This is a genomic window from Spirosoma liriopis, from assembly GCF_023196085.1.
Classification (GTDB): domain Bacteria; phylum Bacteroidota; class Bacteroidia; order Cytophagales; family Spirosomataceae; genus Spirosoma; species Spirosoma oryzicola.
The window spans coordinates 1,898,759-1,916,667 of sequence record NZ_JALPRF010000001.1 but is presented as its reverse complement, the minus strand read 5'-3'; the positions used below and the strand labels follow the sequence as shown (position 1 = coordinate 1,916,667).

At 40.1% G+C, this 17,909-nt stretch carries 16 protein-coding genes; 10 read left to right on the top strand and 6 right to left on the bottom strand.

The genetic code is table 11. The features are described from left to right. Positions 1–209 precede the first annotated feature (209 nt). The 4 genes from M0L20_RS07910 to M0L20_RS07895 all read left to right on the top strand — a co-directional run bounded on the left by M0L20_RS07910 (position 210) and on the right by M0L20_RS07895 (position 6,706). On the top strand, positions 210–3,089 hold the full coding sequence (locus M0L20_RS07910; RefSeq protein ID WP_248476410.1) for a TrlF family AAA-like ATPase: 2,880 nt from the start codon (positions 210–212) through the stop codon (positions 3,087–3,089). Positions 3,090–3,525: 436 nt separating this feature from the next. Continuing rightward, positions 3,526–4,752 carry a phospholipase D-like domain-containing protein gene (locus M0L20_RS07905; RefSeq protein ID WP_248476408.1) on the top strand — a complete coding sequence of 409 codons (1,227 nt, stop codon included), beginning with the start codon at positions 3,526–3,528 and terminating at the stop codon, positions 4,750–4,752. Between the two features lie 59 nt (positions 4,753–4,811). Continuing rightward, positions 4,812–5,108 carry a helix-turn-helix domain-containing protein gene (locus M0L20_RS07900; protein ID WP_248476406.1) on the top strand — a complete coding sequence of 99 codons (297 nt, stop codon included), beginning with the start codon at positions 4,812–4,814 and terminating at the stop codon, positions 5,106–5,108. Then, positions 5,105–6,706, top strand: a complete 1,602-nt coding sequence (locus tag M0L20_RS07895) for an Eco57I restriction-modification methylase domain-containing protein (RefSeq protein WP_248476405.1) — start codon at positions 5,105–5,107, stop codon at positions 6,704–6,706. Before M0L20_RS07900 ends, M0L20_RS07895 begins: the two co-directional genes overlap by 4 nt. A 9-nt stretch (positions 6,707–6,715) precedes the next feature. On the opposite strand, the gene M0L20_RS07890 is transcribed toward M0L20_RS07895, so the two are convergent. Together M0L20_RS07890 and M0L20_RS07885 are read right to left on the bottom strand one after the other, a co-directional pair. Further along, entirely contained in the window at positions 6,716–7,687 is a 972-nt protein-coding gene (locus M0L20_RS07890) for a RelA/SpoT-related domain-containing protein (protein WP_248476404.1), read from the bottom strand. Next, on the bottom strand, positions 7,684–8,736 hold the full coding sequence (locus tag M0L20_RS07885; RefSeq protein ID WP_248476403.1) for a DUF262 domain-containing protein: 1,053 nt from the start codon (positions 8,734–8,736) through the stop codon (positions 7,684–7,686). Before M0L20_RS07885 ends, M0L20_RS07890 begins: the two co-directional genes overlap by 4 nt. A 652-nt stretch (positions 8,737–9,388) precedes the next feature. Between M0L20_RS07885 and M0L20_RS07880 the strand changes: the two genes are divergently transcribed. Then, positions 9,389–10,579: a tyrosine-type recombinase/integrase gene (locus M0L20_RS07880; protein ID WP_248476399.1), complete on the top strand. Its 1,191-nt coding sequence runs from the start codon at positions 9,389–9,391 to the stop codon at positions 10,577–10,579. Positions 10,580–10,600: 21 nt separating this feature from the next. Here M0L20_RS07880 and M0L20_RS07875 read toward each other — a convergent pair whose 3' ends face one another. Next, on the bottom strand, positions 10,601–11,638 hold the full coding sequence (locus tag M0L20_RS07875; RefSeq protein ID WP_248476398.1) for a GIY-YIG nuclease family protein: 1,038 nt from the start codon (positions 11,636–11,638) through the stop codon (positions 10,601–10,603). A gap of 24 nt (positions 11,639–11,662) precedes the next feature. Further along, on the bottom strand, positions 11,663–11,875 hold the full coding sequence (locus tag M0L20_RS07870) for a helix-turn-helix transcriptional regulator (protein WP_248476395.1): 213 nt from the start codon (positions 11,873–11,875) through the stop codon (positions 11,663–11,665). A 370-nt stretch (positions 11,876–12,245) separates the two neighbouring features. Here M0L20_RS07870 and M0L20_RS07865 point away from each other — a divergent pair, with 370 nt between their 5' ends. After that, positions 12,246–12,410: a helix-turn-helix domain-containing protein gene (locus M0L20_RS07865; protein ID WP_248476394.1), complete on the top strand. Its 165-nt coding sequence runs from the start codon at positions 12,246–12,248 to the stop codon at positions 12,408–12,410. Between the two features lie 109 nt (positions 12,411–12,519). Then, positions 12,520–13,392 carry a DUF8464 domain-containing protein gene (locus M0L20_RS07860; RefSeq protein ID WP_248476393.1) on the top strand — a complete coding sequence of 291 codons (873 nt, stop codon included), beginning with the start codon at positions 12,520–12,522 and terminating at the stop codon, positions 13,390–13,392. Here M0L20_RS07860 and M0L20_RS07855 read toward each other — a convergent pair. Beyond that, the gene (locus M0L20_RS07855) at positions 13,375–13,581 is read right to left on the bottom strand and encodes a hypothetical protein (protein WP_248476390.1); all 207 of its coding nucleotides are present in this window, start codon (positions 13,579–13,581) and stop codon (positions 13,375–13,377) included. The genes M0L20_RS07860 and M0L20_RS07855 overlap by 18 nt on opposite strands. 57 nt (positions 13,582–13,638) lie before the next feature. Here M0L20_RS07855 and M0L20_RS07850 point away from each other — a divergent pair, with 57 nt between their 5' ends. Beyond that, on the top strand, positions 13,639–14,595 hold the full coding sequence (locus M0L20_RS07850) for an ArdC family protein (RefSeq protein WP_248476388.1): 957 nt from the start codon (positions 13,639–13,641) through the stop codon (positions 14,593–14,595). A gap of 209 nt (positions 14,596–14,804) precedes the next feature. Here the strand turns inward: M0L20_RS07850 and M0L20_RS07845 are convergent, their stop codons facing one another. Next, the gene (locus M0L20_RS07845) at positions 14,805–16,004 is read right to left on the bottom strand and encodes a hypothetical protein (RefSeq protein ID WP_248476386.1); all 1,200 of its coding nucleotides are present in this window, start codon (positions 16,002–16,004) and stop codon (positions 14,805–14,807) included. Positions 16,005–16,135: 131 nt separating this feature from the next. Between M0L20_RS07845 and M0L20_RS07840 the strand changes: the two genes are divergently transcribed. After that, a complete protein-coding gene (locus tag M0L20_RS07840) occupies positions 16,136–16,774 on the top strand; it encodes a hypothetical protein (RefSeq protein WP_248476384.1) in 639 nt (212 codons plus the stop codon). A 57-nt stretch (positions 16,775–16,831) separates the two neighbouring features. Next, positions 16,832–17,896, top strand: coding sequence for a ligand-binding sensor domain-containing protein (locus M0L20_RS07835; protein ID WP_248476382.1), 1,065 nt, complete (start codon positions 16,832–16,834; stop codon positions 17,894–17,896). Positions 17,897–17,909: the final 13 nt, after the last annotated feature.

Sequence of the window (17,909 nt, the reverse complement as noted above, 5' to 3'; positions counted from 1 at the left end):
TGATCTATTCGAATTTTCGCGAGTGCCTTGTTTGGTATAGATATCAAAACGTAAGGATCTGATTTGGCCTGTCTATCAGGTAATTAGATTTTTTCTGAAAAAAAAGTATTAATAATATGTAATTGTGCTAAGCTGTCTTTCTATATTTATTATCTATGCTATAAAATTTAAAACTGCATCAGAATTCAATTCACACCTAAAGTTTTGCAATGAAAGATATAAGAGGAAGTCTTTGGAGAAAATGGGACTTGCATTTTCATACAATGTCTTCGTACGACTACGAAAATAAGTCGGTAACAAATCAAGAGATAGTTGACGAACTTATAAGAAATGAGATCGAAGTCGTTGCCGTTACAGATCACCATACAATAGATGTAATCAGAATTAAAGCCCTGCAAAAGCTTGGGGAAGGAAAGATTACGTTTTTACCTGGCATTGAATTTCTAGGTGAAGTCAGAGGAAGAGAACCTCTACATTATATAGCTATATTTGCCGAAGACTGTGATCTCGATTACGTCTGGGGACAAATCGAGAATGGAACTGAAATAAAGCATATAAAGGGTAGGAAGAAGGAGCCTAATCAAGTCTACTGCGATCTGTTAGATACTACTAAATTGATAAAAGAGCTTGGTGGACTTATCACTATACATGCTGGTAGTAAAACTAACGGAATAGAGAATATTACACATTCCTTAGCTCACAATCTTGCTCAGAAAGAAGATATAGCGAGAGCAGTTGATATTTTCGAGTTAGGCGATGAAAAAGATATTCAAGCATATAATACACACGTAATACCTTTTTTGCAGAGAGAAATCGAAAAAACGCTGCCCTTAATTATATGCTCAGATAATCATAATGTTAAAAAATACTCTATTAAACAAAATTTATGGATTAAAGGAGATAAGAGTTTTTCAACTTTAAGGCAACTAATCAATCATCCAGATAGAGCTTATATTGGTTCTAAACCACCAGGGTTACAAATAGTTGAGAGCAATCCGACTAAATATATAGAAAAAATTATTATCAATAAAAAAGTAAGTTCCGTTTTTGAAGAGACTTGGTTCAATAATGTAGAAATCGCAATAAATCCGGGTCTTGTTGCCATTATTGGAAATAAAGGAAACGGTAAAAGCGCGCTTACCGATATTCTTGGTTTGTGTGGAAATACTCATAACCATTCAGGATTTTCTTTTTTACATCCCAAAAAGTTTTGGGAGAGCAAAAGAAAAAAGGCAGAAAACTTTGAAGCAACACTTACTTGGAAAAACGGAAAAACGATAACGTGTTGTTTATCACATGAGATTGATGTTAATCAAGAAGAACGAATTAAGTATATACCTCAAAGCTACTTAGAAAGACTTTGTGCTTCAATAGAAGAGGGTGCATTTGAAGACGAGTTAAAGGATATTATCTTTTCGCATATTCCGAAGTATGACCGTTTAGGACAAAATAGTTTAGATGAGCTAATAACGCTCAAAACGCAAGTTATACGTGATCAAATTGAAAAGATAAAAGGTGAGCTATCAATATTAAACAGTAAAATTCTTATACTCGAAGAGAAGCAGAACCCAGCTTATCTTTCAAAGTTGGAGGAAAACCTTCGCTTGAAAGAAGATGAACTATCAGCGCATATTCAGTTAAAGCCTGCTTTTCAAGAGCCACCTACAGTTGATGGTGAACAGTTTGATGATACAAATTCATCTATCAACACTTTGAGATCTGAACTGAATGCAAATAGTATTCAGCTACAAAATGCAAGTTCCGAAATTGGGCGATTGAACAAAGAAATCGAATTACTTAGTCAAAGGAAGCAAAGTCTTATAGCATTAGCGATTAGTTTGTCAAAAGAGAAGGAGATTAACAAAGAAGTTTTAGAGAAATTTGATATAGACGTAGAAGAAATACTTGTATTCAAAATTGATACGAATTCGCTGCAAAACTTAATAGCTCTAAAAGAAGAAAATGTAAGTGATTTAGAAACGACTATTGGCCAAGAAAGTTATTTGATTAAACGTCAAAATCAAATTCAGCTAGAATTATCTGAACTACAAAATAATTTAAATAAACCTGCGAGGCTTTACCAAGAGTACCTAACTAACTTAGAAAAATGGAAGATTGGTGAGTCAGACATTATAGGTGATTCTGATAATGAAGGCTCAATAGAAAATATAAAATTTCTAATCAGTTACGTTAAGAATGAACTCAATCATGATATTAGAGAAAGAGTTGCAGAACGTAAAAAGCTAATTAAAGATATTTTTGACAAGAAAATAGAGATACTGGATATTTATAAGGAACTGTATAAATCTGTTACTGATTTTATCGGGAGTCATGATACATTGATGGACTCATATAAAATTACATTTGATACATTGTTTAAAGAAAGCGGTTTATTCAGTAAGTTCGAAAGTATTATAAACTTTACCTCTGCGGGGACCTTCTACGGTGTAAGCGAAGGATTGAGTCACTTACGCGACCTGTTTGATGAGTGTAGTTTTTCCTCCAGCGAAGAGACTTACTCATTCGTTTTCAAAATATTAGACTCTATAAAATATGACACTCGTCAAGGAAGACGTGTGCATAAAGAAGTAAGAAATCAATTGAAGGCAGGTAATACTCCTATTGATCTTTATAACTTCATTTGCAACTTAGATTATCTGATTCCCGCTTATGACTTAAAGCTAAGTAATAAAAATGTTTCTACTCTTTCTCCAGGAGAGCGTGGAGCTCTATTGCTTATATTTTATCTCATATTAGACAATAACCATATTCCCTTGATAATAGATCAGCCAGAAGAAAATCTGGATAATCAAAGTGTGTATAAGTTACTTGTTCCTTTTATAAAAATGGCGAAGTCTAACAGACAAGTTATTATTGTAACTCATAATCCAAATCTGGCTGTTGTATGTGATGCAGATCAGATCATTTACGTCAGAATTGATAAAGAGAATAAAAATGAAGTTTTCGTGCAATCTGGTGGTTTGGAAAATTCTGAAATTTCTGCAAAAATCGTTGAGATTTTAGAAGGTACTTATCCGGCGTTCTTTACAAGAAAGAACACATACAATATTGCTTCAAAGGTAGCTTAGTAATGTAATCACAAAGGCTGTCAAGTAACTCACTGACAGTACAAATTTTTAAAATTAAACTAATCTATCGAAAAGCCGGACTAATGTTAATTGATTTCACTTCGGTAGATTATGTAAGATTGTGATATCCTATATTACTGGCCATATCAGGTAAGATAAAGTCAGCAGCTTAATATATTAGCATAGATAACACAGATCGAGTGATAGCTTTTGGTGTGGGGAAGACAACTCATAAAATGCAAGTGCAGCCGGTTGTGTCAGTCATTGCTATATAAAAAATGTCAGTTTCTGCTAAAAGCACAGTCTGACTAAACGGTCAAGTAACCTGTTGCCAGGACTCATCACTTATCTTCCTGTATATCTCTTTTAGCAGGAAAGTTATTCAAGTTTATGTTATTATTGTTCAAAATATCTCGATTCGGAAGCATCATAATCTATGAACAAAAGAATACTAAGCCAAGGTATTACTGACAACATCGAACATTCTGTCGGATCTTTTCTGTTAGATAATCTGATCAGTGATCAAAACCACACATTCACAGCTATATCAGCATTTGCAAGTGAGGCTGGCATAAATGGACTAACAGAATCTATAGAACAGGCCAAGCAACAAGGTAAAACTATAAACATCATTGTAGGAGTCGATCAGAAATCGACATCAAAGGAGGCTTTAGAAGCTATTTTAAATTTGGACATAAATTCATATATATTTTTTCAGAAAAATTTCTCCATCTTCCACCCCAAAATCTATCTGTTTGAGGGCAACCATACATCACAGCTTGTGATTGGTTCATCCAATTTAACAAGGCAAGGGCTGTTTATGAATGTTGAAGCATCGCTTTGCCTCGAACTTTCTCACGAAAATGATGCTGATTTGGAGATATTATCTCAACTAAAAGAAAGGTACTCCGGACTATTCAACTTTGATGATCCAAATCTTCAACCTATTACCAGTGAACTGATCGGATATTTTGTTGCTGAAAATATTGTTCCAACCGAAATTGAACGCAAAGCTATTGAGGAAAAGTTGAAAGGGTTAGAGTCTCCACCATCAGAAGTCGGAGAAAGCATCATTTCAAACATATTCCCAAAAAGGGCTTTAGCGACAGCTCCTCCGGGCTTTTCCAATAAGAAGCCTAAGAAGGTTACTTTAGCTAAAAGCACAGAAACGGTTTTATCCTTATTTCCTGAAGTTGAGGAAGATCAATTAGCAGAGTCGGCAGAAGAAGAACATTTCACTTTGGTATGGCAAATGAAAAATGTTCCTGGTTCAAGTGTCCAAGTTACTAAATCAGCTAAAACAAATCCAACTGGTATGTTAAGATTGGTTCAAGCAGATTTCCGAGTAGATGGAACGATTATAGATCATACCTCATATTTCCGTTCTGATGTCTTTAACACATTACTCTGGGTATCAGAAACTGAAAAAACTGAAATAGCTATCGGCAAATTCCGAGTATCGATTTTGGGCAACTTCATAGGGGAGCACCCTCTAAGAATAAGGCACAAACCTAGTGGGGAGTCTGGTCAGGGCAATTATACTACAGGATTGTCATGGGGGGCCATCGGCAAAACGATACAAGAAAATAATCTTGCTGGACGTACCATTAAGCTTTACCATCTAGACGGCTCAGAAGACACATTTAAGCTTGAAATTGAGTAGGATGCTTTGAGACCAATAATTTTATCTTTACTTTTGGACTGAAGTTGTCCAAGATGCAAATGCAGGACACGCTTGGTGGAGAGTTAAAAGCCTTACGAGAAGCGAGGGCGCTCACCTTAAAGGAAGCAGCAGAAAAGCTTGATATGGATTTTTCTATGCTAGCCCGTATCGAAAAAGGGCAACGCACAGTTAGTGAAGCTATGTTTAGCCGGTTCGCTGATTTATTCAGTATCGAGGAAAAGCGGCTACGGACACTTGCGTTGGTTGACAAGGTTTATAGAGACGTACGCCATTATGAGTATGCAGCTGATGCATTGCAAATTGTACGTCAAAAAATTAACGAGGAAAGAAAATGAAACTCATCGCAGACGCTTCCGCGGAAAAATTAAGAGGAGGTTTTTACACTCCATTGCCGATTGCCGAGTTCATTCTCAAATGGGCAATCAACGGAAGCAAAAATGCAGATATTCTTGAGCCGAGCTGTGGAGATGGTGTATTCTTAGAGGGGATAAAGGATCTAAACCTGCCATATGAATCTTTAACTGCAATTGAATTTGATAAAATTGAAGCTGCGAAGGCAAAAGCCGTTGACCTGAAAAATTCTAACGTAATCAATGCGGACTTTCATGAATATTGCAATAATACAAAGCAGCGTTTTGATGTGGTCGTCGGCAATCCGCCATACATTAGATATCAGTACTTTGAACCTAAACAGCAGGTTGAAGCGGAGGATATATTCATCAAGGCAGGTTTAAAATACACCAGGTTAACAAATGCATGGGTGTCATTTGTTGTTGGGGCGACGCTACTATTGAAGGACAAAGGTAAAATTGGTTTCGTTCTGCCGGCAGAGGTTTTACAAGTGTCTTATGCTGAACAGCTTAGGCAATTCATTGCAAAACATTTCAATAAAATAAACATTATATCATTCGAGAGACTGGTATTCCCCAATATTCAGCAAGAAGTTGTTTTGCTTCTGTGTGAAAAAAACAATTCCTTACAACATAAAATTGAACATATTGAACTTAAAGACGCTGATGCGTTAAAAACATTAGATATTGATCGCCTGAAAAGCCCAGTTAAAAACATTGATTTCAAGTCGAAAAAATGGACATACTACTTTTTGGAACAAGAAGAAATAGATTTTCTAGACCATATAAGTAATGGAACACTTCCACATATTGGGAACTATGCAAATGTAGAAGTTGGAATCACAACAGGAGCAAATGACTTCTTTACTGTACCTCTTACAACTGTTGAACAATATGACCTACACGATTATGCCAGACCAATGGTAGGTCGAAGTGTACAGGTAAATAGTGTAATTTTTACAGAGGAAGACTGGGAAATTAATCGTCAATCTAAAGCTAAAGCGCATTTGTTAGTGTTTCCAACACGTAAAGCGTTAAACCCAAAGAATGGTGCTGTGCGTTATATCGCTTATGGAGAAAGCGTAGGAATAAATAAAGGTTATAAATGCGGAATACGTGATGACTGGTTTGTGGTACCATCCATAAAAGCGTCCGAAGCTTTATTTATCAGAAGAAATAATATCTTTCCTCGATTGATCATCAATGAAGCAAAAGCATATACAACCGATACTATGCATCGGGTGTATCTAAAAAAGAATACTAACTTAAAAGCATTGACCGGTAGTTATTATAACTCACTTTCATTTGCTTTTGCCGAGATATCTGGCAGAAGTCATGGAGGAGGTGTTTTAGAACTAATGCCAAGCGAAGTTGAAAAAATCATTTTACCTTATAATGACGGACATGCTGATCTGTTGCCTTGGATAGACAAGCAGATGAGAGATAAAGTTAGTATCGATGTTATTTTGAAAGAGAGCAATCAAGTAATCCTAAAGGAAAGCTATGGCTTGGCCGATTCTGAGATTGCAATTGCTCACAATATATGGAAGAAGCTTTCAAACCGCCGTTTAAATAGAAAGTAGCGGATAATATCAAAAGCCTAATCGAATTATATTTGTAGCTGTAGATAAATCTATTTTTGAAATGTCTAACTCTGCTGTAAGTAGAACTTTATATCTTTGGTTAGGCTTTATAATGAATTCCTGAAACTTTCCAGGCTTTTGATTAATTAAGCACTGTATCAGGATCAAATACGGAGATAGGTTTTTCAAATGAATACCTCTTCCTAAGTCTGACTCAGTTTTTATGACAGCTCTTAGTTCATTTTGATTAATTGGGATGTTCTTAATTAACTCATATGTGATTTTAGAAAGTCTATTTAAATCGTTAGGTAGCTCTTCCAAAGGAAATAATTCCTTGAACATTTCTATTATTTTGTTTTGATCTTTTGTTGCTGAATTTTCTTTGAAGATCTCTGGAACATCTATTACTTTTTCAATACCGCTAATCATTATTTCAGCCTGTTCTAACATGGCTTTTATTTGAAAAGCAATTCGTTCTTTTGGCCAATTAATAGTATCAGATTTATAAATCAGGTCATGTGTTGCTATTCCCCACGCATGCTGAAGGAATGTTTTGATCTGTACTTCAAAGAGTATTCCATCAATCGGAGTAGGGGGGAGATCCTCCGCTTTTTTCAATCTTACATAAAGCCTTAAGTCATCGAATTGAAAAGAAGAAGGATCTTTATGTGTAAAATTTTGGCTTTGTGGCCTTTGATAGACTACTTCAAATTTCTCTTGAATAGAGTCGATGGCGAAATTAATTTGTGAAAAATTTTCTACAACTAATGTACAAGCAAAAAAATCTTCACAATCACGAGGTGTTTGAACACGACCAGTTTCAAGTTTTAACGCGTAGCTTTCTTTCTCTTTGATACGACTAAAATAATGCCAAGATGCCTTTTTTAAACCAGACATTACCTGGTCAACACGAAGTTTTAATTTGTCCAATAATGTTTTTTGTTCAGAGTAAATCTGATCAACAGTAAGAACAACTTTCATTGGAGTATAGTAGATATCGCGTTTTGTCTTTCTTGTCGAGGCATCGCATCAGTTACAGCACCGCCCAGATGTGTTGCATACTTTATCTGGGGAGGCGTATCTGACCCATCGTTTTTCACGGTATCTTTGTCAGTGAGAAGTGTCAAAACCTGGTCCATAAAGGCTTTGTATCTATCTGCATAATCATTGATCCCTATTTGGACTATTCTGTCATAGTTTAAAGCCGTCAATGCCCACAAACTATAGAAATTTGATTGCGTTTTAGCACAGTCGAAAACGCAGTTATTATAATTGTTCATTTCTGTGATTGTCGTCTTTACCCACTCAACCTTTCCAAGAAACTCATCTTGGTCAAAGTCAGGATTTTCCTCATCTGGATCATCCAATTCAGCGTATTTTCTATCCAAGTAATTATGGTCAAATCCGGCGATCTTATTGTCGGCAATTATAAAAAAAAGCTCTGAGATAAACTGAACGTTTTTCATACGCTTTTCTCGTCCTCTCGTTGTGATTTTGAAATCCCACCAAAATTTATTCGAGCTTTCTGTCTCAACAAGATTTATGAACCAACCATCAAAACGTGCATGTCTCAATTCCTGAGGCTCAAGATTTTTGGATGTGCGATTAACTCTGTCAAAAATATCGTTTATACTAGTACCATCAACACTTTCAACGTAATCAACAACTAATATGTAGTCCCATAGCTTACGTTTAAACTCTGTAGATAGGTCTTTAAATTTTTTATTATTTAAATTATCATCTCCAAACTTTGCATCGATCGCAACTTTAGCATCTGCAAACATAAATATAGTTTCCAGCCTCTGCTTACCGTCTACTACATGATATGTTGTCTTACCATTATCATCAATTTCTCTATGAAGAAATATTGGTGGAGTAGGGTAATTTCTAAAGATGGTGTCTAAAAAAAACTTACGATCTCTCAAACTCCATACACTCTTCCTTTGGTATGGCGGATCTAGATCAAGCTGACCGTTATTTCTTAAATCAAGGAACCAACTAATTTGATGAATTGTGGGTTGTCTTTGCATAGCTGTCTTTTCTTCTAAAATTAGTTAGATACTATTAACCCATCATTATGAGCTAGGAACATAGACTATTATTAATTGCATCAAAGCAAGAGGCAAGATAAGATTTATATAAATTTCTGTTTATCAGATTGTTGCATTTTCTCTGGTAACTGTTAGGTTCTGAGTATTATGATTCATTTGTGACAAAATATTTGAATAAATAAATTGGATTAAGCATATAAAGTTGCTGATAGCTTTTACTATATTCAAGGTAAGTAATAGAAAGCAGAAATAGGAGCATATGATGAAAATTAAATTTTGATGTGTTTCTTGAGCTGCAATAAGTTGCCAAGAGAATAAAGAACAAAAAGATGATTTCAGTGCGTTTGTTACTTATAAAATCCTTGAAATGGACTAGGGGTACATTTGGGGGTTTATAAATTCGTGTTCATTGGATTAGATATTCATTTCAGATACATAAAAAGAGTATTCAAATCCCTCCGTCACCGCCAGTTTACTGTTTAACCCAGTCTAACGAAGTCTAAAAGCCCTTGAAAATCAAGCATTTTATCGGTTATAATGTCTATAGCCGTCCAGAGATGTCTCGCTAAGTCTCATCCTTTTTGGGGTATCACTGGGGGTATTGGTACAACCCCTTTGGATTTATACCCCCATGTTGTCCGATCTTCAGGTCAAAATCGCAAAGCCAACAGATAGGCCCTATCGTTTGTACGATTCAGGAGGGCTGTACCTGCAAATCCATCCAAACGGTTCCAAATACTGGCGGCTTAAGTACCGGTTCGGCAACAAGGAAAAACTTTTGGCCTTAGGCGTCTATCCGGTCGTTGGCTTAAAGCTGGCCCGTAACAAGACAATGACGGCGAAACGGTCTTTAGACGAGGGAGTCGATCCAGGGGCGCAGAAACAAGAGCAAAAAGAAGCTGCCCGGAAAGAGATTGAGAATACCTTTGAAGTGGTGGCTAGAGCTTGGCACAGCCATCACCGGAACCGCTGGGCGGACAATACGGCTAACAACAACATTCATCGGCTTGAAACGGATGTTTTCCCTGTTATTGGTCAGCTGGCTGTCGATAAACTTACGGTTCAAGACGTGCTGTTACCTATTCGAGAGGTCGAAGCGCGCGGAGCCAATGAACTGGCCAGACGAACGCTCGGCCTGTGCAGTCAGGTTTTTCGCTATGCCATCGTCCAAGGCATCGTCTCACAAAATCCCATTGCGCATATTAAACCGATTGATGCTCTAAAGCCTGCTAAGAAGGGACATTTTGCCGCTATTGAGAGCAAAGAGCTGCCAGCTCTGGTCAAGGCCATCCGTGATAACAAGGTCCGGCTTTATACAACAACACAACTGGCACTCGAACTCATGCTGCTGACCTTCGTTCGCACAAGCGAACTGATCCAAGCTGAATGGGATGAATTCGACCTTGAAAAGAAGGTTTGGCTAATACCAGCCAGCCGCATGAAGATGCGCCGAGATCACATTGTGCCTCTGTCGATCAGGGCTGTCGAAATACTGGTCGAACTCAAGTCACTTTCCGGGCCACGGAAATTCGTTTTTCAGCATTTCTCCAATCCCCGCAAGCACATGAGCAACAATACCATTCTCAAAGCTCTTGAGCGTCTGGGATACAAAGGTCAAATGACAGGGCACGGTTTCCGTGCTTTAGCGATGTCTACGATCAAAGAGGAATTGGGCTATCGACATGAAGTCATTGACAGACAGTTAGCACATGCCCACAGAAACAAAGTTGATGCTGCCTATGACCGAGCACAATTTTTAACTGAACGCGTCAAAATGATGCAGGAATGGGCAAGTTATATATACGAGATAGCAAGTTCTTAAAAACGATTTTGCCTTATAACTCTAATCCTCGTCTCTGATTAGAGCTTCTATATTTGCCAACTTCTCATTCTGCCAATCAGCGTAAGTTTGATTGGTATCCTTGACTTTCCATTCTACACGACCGTTTGACGCACGTCCAAAAACTATAGCTGATGCAGCACTAGGACTTTTAAAGGCGGTGCTTTCTTGAAAAATCGCTTTCTTTTTGTCGGTATGGACAACTAGTTTACCTTCATCGATTAAGCGGTCAAAAAGAGACTTATATGTGTGATCATCTTTACCTATCCATCTAGATTGTGCCTCAGATCCCGCTAATACAATAAAATCAGGACCTACTTCTTCAGCTTGAGCTGTTAAATCGTGTTTTGCGCTTTTGGCAATGAAAATTGGAGATGTAAGTGAATAGTTTGTTTCTGAAGCGTTTTGCTTCTCTTCTGATTTCACAACGGGAAGAACTTGTGGCTTATAACGCAAGAATTCATAACCTAATACTGGTAAAACTAACCGTAGTTGTGACATGAAGTAATTCATGTCAGCAATATCCGCTTCTGGCAGATAATTGTAATCTGGAGCTGTTCCGTTGTGAATACTTGTATAACCAGCATCATGGGACAATGCGATTAAACGACTTTCCAAATAACGGACGTGAGCTTTTGTTAGATTTTGATCTTTGCTTGTAATAACACAGGCCTGTTCCCAAAAGTCTTTTTTTTCGTCCTTGTTATGTTGAATAAGCCTCCTGCCTACATTATCACTTTCGCCAATGTAAACTAGTGTTTTACCAGATATTTGTGGATCTGGACCAGATAGAATGTAAACGCCAGTTCGCGTCATTTCAGGTCGCAACACTAATTCTTTAAGCTGAGTACGTGGTCCCATGATAACATGGCCGGTCCAGTTCATTATTTCAGCCGTTAAAATACCAAGCGGTGTACCGTCAACTAAATAAAGTCTAAGTGATTTTCCTAAATGCTGATTCATGATATGCCGCTCTAATTGTTTTAATGCTTTATATAAGTATAAAGCAACAATATAACGCTCTGCTACCAGTTGGTGCAATGAGAGCCGGATAACGCTGTTACTTTATTTATCAGAGAATGAAGCAAAACCTTCTATACATCTTTTAATGTCAGATGTTTTCCACGCTGTCACACGCAGGGATAACTTATATGGCTTTGGAAACCTGCCGGTACGACAACCATTCCACCAAGTGGCTTTGCTAACAGGAATAATCTTTAGCACCTCACTTAATCGCATAAATCCCTGCAACTGCATCTGATCTTCTTGAACCATCATATAGTTTCCTCAAAATTATACGTGATCATTCTCATATGTAGCAAGATAGGACTATCTATGCTGATTTCTTGCATGCATTAAACAGGGTGACTTACAAATAACTTCAGCCGTCCGAATCTTCAGTGCATCCTGAAATCAAGACACATATGTAATGTTATCTCGCAGCTAAAAAGCGAATTCGTAAATAAGTCACCTTTCATGTTTAACTGTCATTAATCAACCTTGCGTTGAATTGACATTCTGTGATCAAATCACGTATCTGCTTGATCTGTTGATAAAGCATCAGCGCATACTGTCTGCTGACGTTTTCCTGTATGAAAGGGAAGGTTGCTTCATGCCAACAAAAAAATCTCCGGCCCCTGAACCTTTAATGGACCGCAAAAGCGCAGCACGTTATCTGCGCGTTTCACCAGGAACCCTGGCTGTCTGGGATTGTACCAAACGCTATGATCTGAAACCCATCAAGGTTGGCCGCTCTGTGCGCTACCGCCGTTCTGATCTGGACAAGTTCCTCGAAGAACGACTCTGCTCCTAATCAAAAAGCGGGAAAGATCGGTTCGGCAAAACGGATCTTTCCCTAATTCCTTATCCACTCACCTCTGTCGGAGATCGTCATGGACAACGAACATGCGAACACTATAACTATGTCCCTAATTCTGGACAAGCTGGAACTGGTGCCAGTTTGTACGACTTTAACAGCATACGTTTATCCGTCCCCGTTTCATCCTCAACAATTTCCTTCGCTATCGGTCAACTTAACGGAAAACACCTGGTATGACCAAACGCTGAATAAAGGTGGTCAACTAACCGATTTTGTCAGTTTGTATCTACGAAGCCAGCAGGAGAACGCTACGCAAGCCGATGTACTACGCTGGATCAAAAACATGGCCAGCACTTTCCTTAATGAGTCAGCTGATTTTCGTTTAGAGCCAGAAAGCCAGCAGAAAGACACCTCCCTGATCCTGAAGAAATCAGGCGAGATCGAACATCTTGGCCTCGTTCATTATCTTAACAAACAGGCTATTCCGCTCGCAGTGGCCAAGGCGCATCTCAAACAGCTTTACCTTCTCGATAAAAATAGACAGAAAAATTTCACTGTCCTTGGCTTCGTCAATGAAGAGGGCGGTTATCAAGTTGAAAACCCTTTTTTCACTGGTTGTATCCGGCCTCAAGCCATCTCCTTTATTCGTGGCAGTTTGCCGAAACCGGACAGCATTCACGTTTTCAAAAGCTTCTGGGATTTCCTGTCTGTCATCACGCAAAACAAAACACCTTTACGTGCCGACGCTATCGTTTTGAATGATTATCGGTGCCTAGGACAGGTCATGGCCTATCTGCATCATTACGACTACCAAGCGCTGTTTTCCTGGCTGGATAACGATTCAGTCGGAGAAAAGGCTACAAGATACCTGACAGCGTGCTTGCAAGCCGTTCCACAGCTGAAACATAAGACCATGGCCAGAATTTACGCTCCACATCAAAGCGTTCATGCCTGGCACCTATATAAACATGACTAAAGTGATGATTGCCGAAGGAGACTGACCTCTCCTTGTGCAGTTGGTTTCAAAAGAATCCGGCTGAATCAATCTGTTCTGCCACAACTCAGGCTTAAGTCCGGCGATGTACCCGGCATCGCTCATTCCACCAACAACAATTTTCGCCAGCCTTCGGCTTTCCCCGCCCAACCAAAATTCTTGCTGGTTCATTCGCTACAGACGCCGGGTTTTGTCATCTCCGTAACCCTGACCCGTGGAGAACAGACAATGATCACACCAAAACGCTTCGATCCATCAACCCGCAACCGGAAGGAGAAAACCTTGACCTCACAAACCACCACTCAGAATGATGTTTATGCCCGGATCACCGCAAAAATCATGACCGATCTAGAGCAAGGCAATCTGACCTGGCGTAAGCCCTGGAATTCCGACCATCTGGCAGGGCAGGTTCTGCGGCCCTTACGCTGGAACGATGTACCTTACACTGGTATCAACACGCTCATGTTGTGGGGAACAGCCGCCGAGCAAGGCTATACATCGCCTTACTGGATGACCTTTAAACAGGCTCAAGACCTCAAAGCCAACGTCCGCAAAGGCGAGAAGGGGACGCAGGTCGTCTACGCGGACAAGATGACCAAGGAAGAAGAGGACCAAAACGGTGAAACCAGCACCCGGCAGATTCCGTTTCTTAAATGCTACGCCGTCTTTAACGCCCAGCAAATCGACGGCTTATCAGAGGCCTTCTATGCAAAGCCGAAATCATCGGTTGTCAATCCGGTTGCCAGAAACGAAACGCTTGACCGTTTCTTCGCACAAACCAAGGCTGACATCTATACCGGTACGCAAGCCTCTTATTCGATCACGACTGACCGAGTGCAGATGCCGCCGATTGAAAGCTTTGAAAGTGCTGAGAGCTATTACGCTGTTCTCGCTCATGAAATCACGCACTGGACCCGTCACCCAACACGGCTAAACCGTGATCTTGGCCGTAAACATTACGGCGATGCGGGTTATGCCAAGGAAGAACTAGTGGCCGAACTTGGAGCCTGTTTCTTAGCCGCTGACCTTGGCTTTGAACCCATGCCAGAGAGCAAGCACGCGGCTTATATCCAATCCTGGTTGCAAGCCCTACAGGATGATAAACGCTTTATTTTTCAGGCTGCATCACATGCGCAAAGAGCTGTTGAATATATTCACACGCTACAAGGTCTAGCTATGAGTTAAGCTGATCCGGTATTCTGGAGGTGCTAATGCGTATTGATTTTAGTACAGTTTTCTATCTTGGTGGTTGATACCGTCAGCCTAAGCATCGCTGGTGCGCCGAGGCCGATTCCTCTTTCGGACAACGTCTATACTCTAATGTATAGCCTCCAAGCGGGATTAAAAGTCAGTGATCTAAAATACCCTTCCTTCAAACTCACTGACTGAAAGTATTAGCGCTTTTTTCCCCGCACTACTTTGACAGCTTTCGACGAGAGCTCTGCCTCAGGCCACGTGGGAAGAGCTTGTCCTTCCCGATAGATTTGGGCTGGGTTAACGAATGCCCGCACTTCAGTCTGGGTACCAATGTGCGCTGGATTATCGCCTCCTATGTGGATAGGTCCCTTCCAGACGCCATTGCTTGCAACTTCTATAGGAGGTTGGACATAGTAGTCATGACTTATTGGATCGCGAACGACAATCCAAACCGTCGTGGCGTTGTTTACTCTTCCTTGGGCAAAAGTTTCTCTGGAGACGATTTCTCCATTAGTCGGCTGCTCTAGGACTAGGTTGCTTGGCGCAGCTTTGAATGAATGAGCTTTTAAGGCTGGTGTTCTGATGACTTCCACCGCCTTTGATGATAGCTCTGCTTCAGGCCACGAAACGAGGACTTGGCCGTCTTTAATCTCTTGACGCGGATTAACGAATGCCCGAATTTGGGAACGCAAACCCACATCTCCATAAACATTTTCACCGACATACACTACTCCCTTCCATGTGCCGTCCTGTTCGACTGTAATAGGAGGTTGAACCCAATGCCGAAGACCATCAACGTACTTGATCACAATCCAGACAGTCTGTGCATTAACTACTTTACCTTCAATCCGAACTTCCATAGGAACCTTTTGACCGTTAGTTGGTTGGCGGATCGTTAACCCGCTGGGAGGCAAATGAGGCTGGCCAGTTAGGAAATAGATTAAAAGTCCCACCGATATCATCACACCTACTCCTAGAAAGAGACGGATCATAGTGTGCCCCCTTTTTGCAACGACTAGAGCGCCAGCTTTCGGAACAGAAGAGGAAACAGCTGGATCAATAGGCGGGTCAGAGGTTTCTGCAGATACCTCAGCATAAGCTTGGCACGTCAATAAGATGCGCTTGCGTGGCACATAAGTGTTATTGCTGAAAATCAACGCCAAGGTATTCGTGCTGGGAATATGGATATCATTATTTCGCCGGTCAATGCCCTGAAGTTCGTAGAACTCATGCTCGAATGACTTGCGAAGTGGAGCATAATTATCCCGGCTTGTATTGTATTCAATCTCTGGATATGCCTTCTTATCTCGAATGTGGTACTGGTGGTACTTCCTCTTAATGTTTTCTCGCAGAGTTTGTATATCCTTATTAAAGTGTTGGCTTTCAGTGGGATGCATAATACGGGAACAAAAATGAAACAAGAACGAAACGCTTTAGAGCGGTAAAGTCTAATGGGCATTTTTTTTTGTAACGTTTTCCAGTGATAAACGCTTCACTAAAATTCTGCTTCAAATATATAATTCTTATTATGATGTCACTTTACCAAAACAAAACAACCAACGCCAGAAAAGCGCCTTTTTATTATCTCTTTCTGACTGTCCTACTGTTGACCGTTGTTTTTCAGTCATCCTGTACTTCATCTAAATCAGATGACACTGTCACCCCTCAACCAACTGGGAATTCAGTTATCCCTGGCGCTCCTGAAAAATTTAAAAACCCGGAAGGTTATATGACCATGGAGGTAGATGGAAAACCTTTAGAGTTCGGTATAAGCATTGCCAGTAGCCAACTAAGAACTGCTGGGACAGGAGGTATCTATGGATATTCATTCTATGCTGCTACTGAAGTTCCAAAAGAAGGCGTGAAGTCTATTACAATTAACTTAAGTACTAAAGGTGAACTGAAGGATATAGGCACGCTCAAAGGGGTTCATAAATCAAGCACCGTTATTGACGACTATAAAAACACAGTGCGCTTTCGCTATACCGTTAGTTCGGTTGAGAAGCGTTCTGAGCAAAACTGGATGAATGATAAGGATTGCACAGTTGAAATTACGTCCACTACAAGCCCATGGATTGAAGGTACTTTCACCGCAGATAATGCATTAAGTGGACCTACGCCGCTAACTATCAAAAAAGGTGTATTCAAAATCAGATATGAGAAGTAAGCTCTTATTTTTTGAAAGTTATTTCGGTATCGATCAACTGTAAATATTCTATCAAGTATGTTATCTCTTTATTTTTCTCGTTTTTCAAGTAAGTTGAACTTGGCTTTAATCAGTGATCCTATTTGGAAACCTCTCGTGTTGAGTAGTCTTTTGCTATTGACGACGCGTTGCAAGCAGGATGATCCAAACGCTCAGCAAGGAACAAATACCCAACAGGGAGCGAATACTCAGCAGGGAAACGCCCCTAACTGCAATAAATACACAAATAGAACAACGGATAGTGGACTAGGCAGCACTCGCGTGAGCGATGTGTATGTTGTAGGTCGTACCGTCTATGCCGCTACGTATGAAGGCCTGAGCATTTCGACTGATGGCGGAACGAAATTCATAAACAGAACTAAGGTCAATAATGGTCTGGGAAATAATCTTGTGCATGGAGTCTTTGTTGTAGGGAGTACCATCTATGCTGCGACAAACGGAGGATTAAGTATCTCTACCGATGGAGGAGTTAAATTCACCAACAGAACTACAGCCAATGGATTAGGAGATGATAAGGTACTCGGGCTGTATGTAGCAGGTAGTACCGTTTATGCTGCCACGCCCGAAGGGCTAAGCATCTCGACCGATGGGGGAAACAAGTTTACCAATATACCGCTGGGGCGTGATAACTCAGTATTTGGGGTATATGCTGAAGGGAATACCATCTATGCTGCTACATATGATGGCTTAAGCATTTCGAATGATGGTGGTAAAACATTCAATCTTAAAACTGAGGCCAACGGTCTGAGTAGTCACATTGTAACTAAGGTCTATCCTGTAGGCAACACTATTTATCTTTGTACCAGTGCCGGAGGGCTGAACATTACCACAGATGGGGGAAAAACTTTCACCCACGTGACTACAGCCAATGGACTTGGCAGTGATATTGTGAAAGGGATCCACGTAATTGGCAACAATGTCTATGTGGCCACGTATGTGGGCGTAAGCATTTCGACTGACGGCGGAAAAACGTTCAAAAATACGCGGGAAAACGGGCTGGGTAGCTGGAATACGAGCGATATATACGTAGAGGGCAATACTATTTATGTTGCCACGGATTTGGGACTCTCTTTGTGTTCATAAGTATCCCCATAAG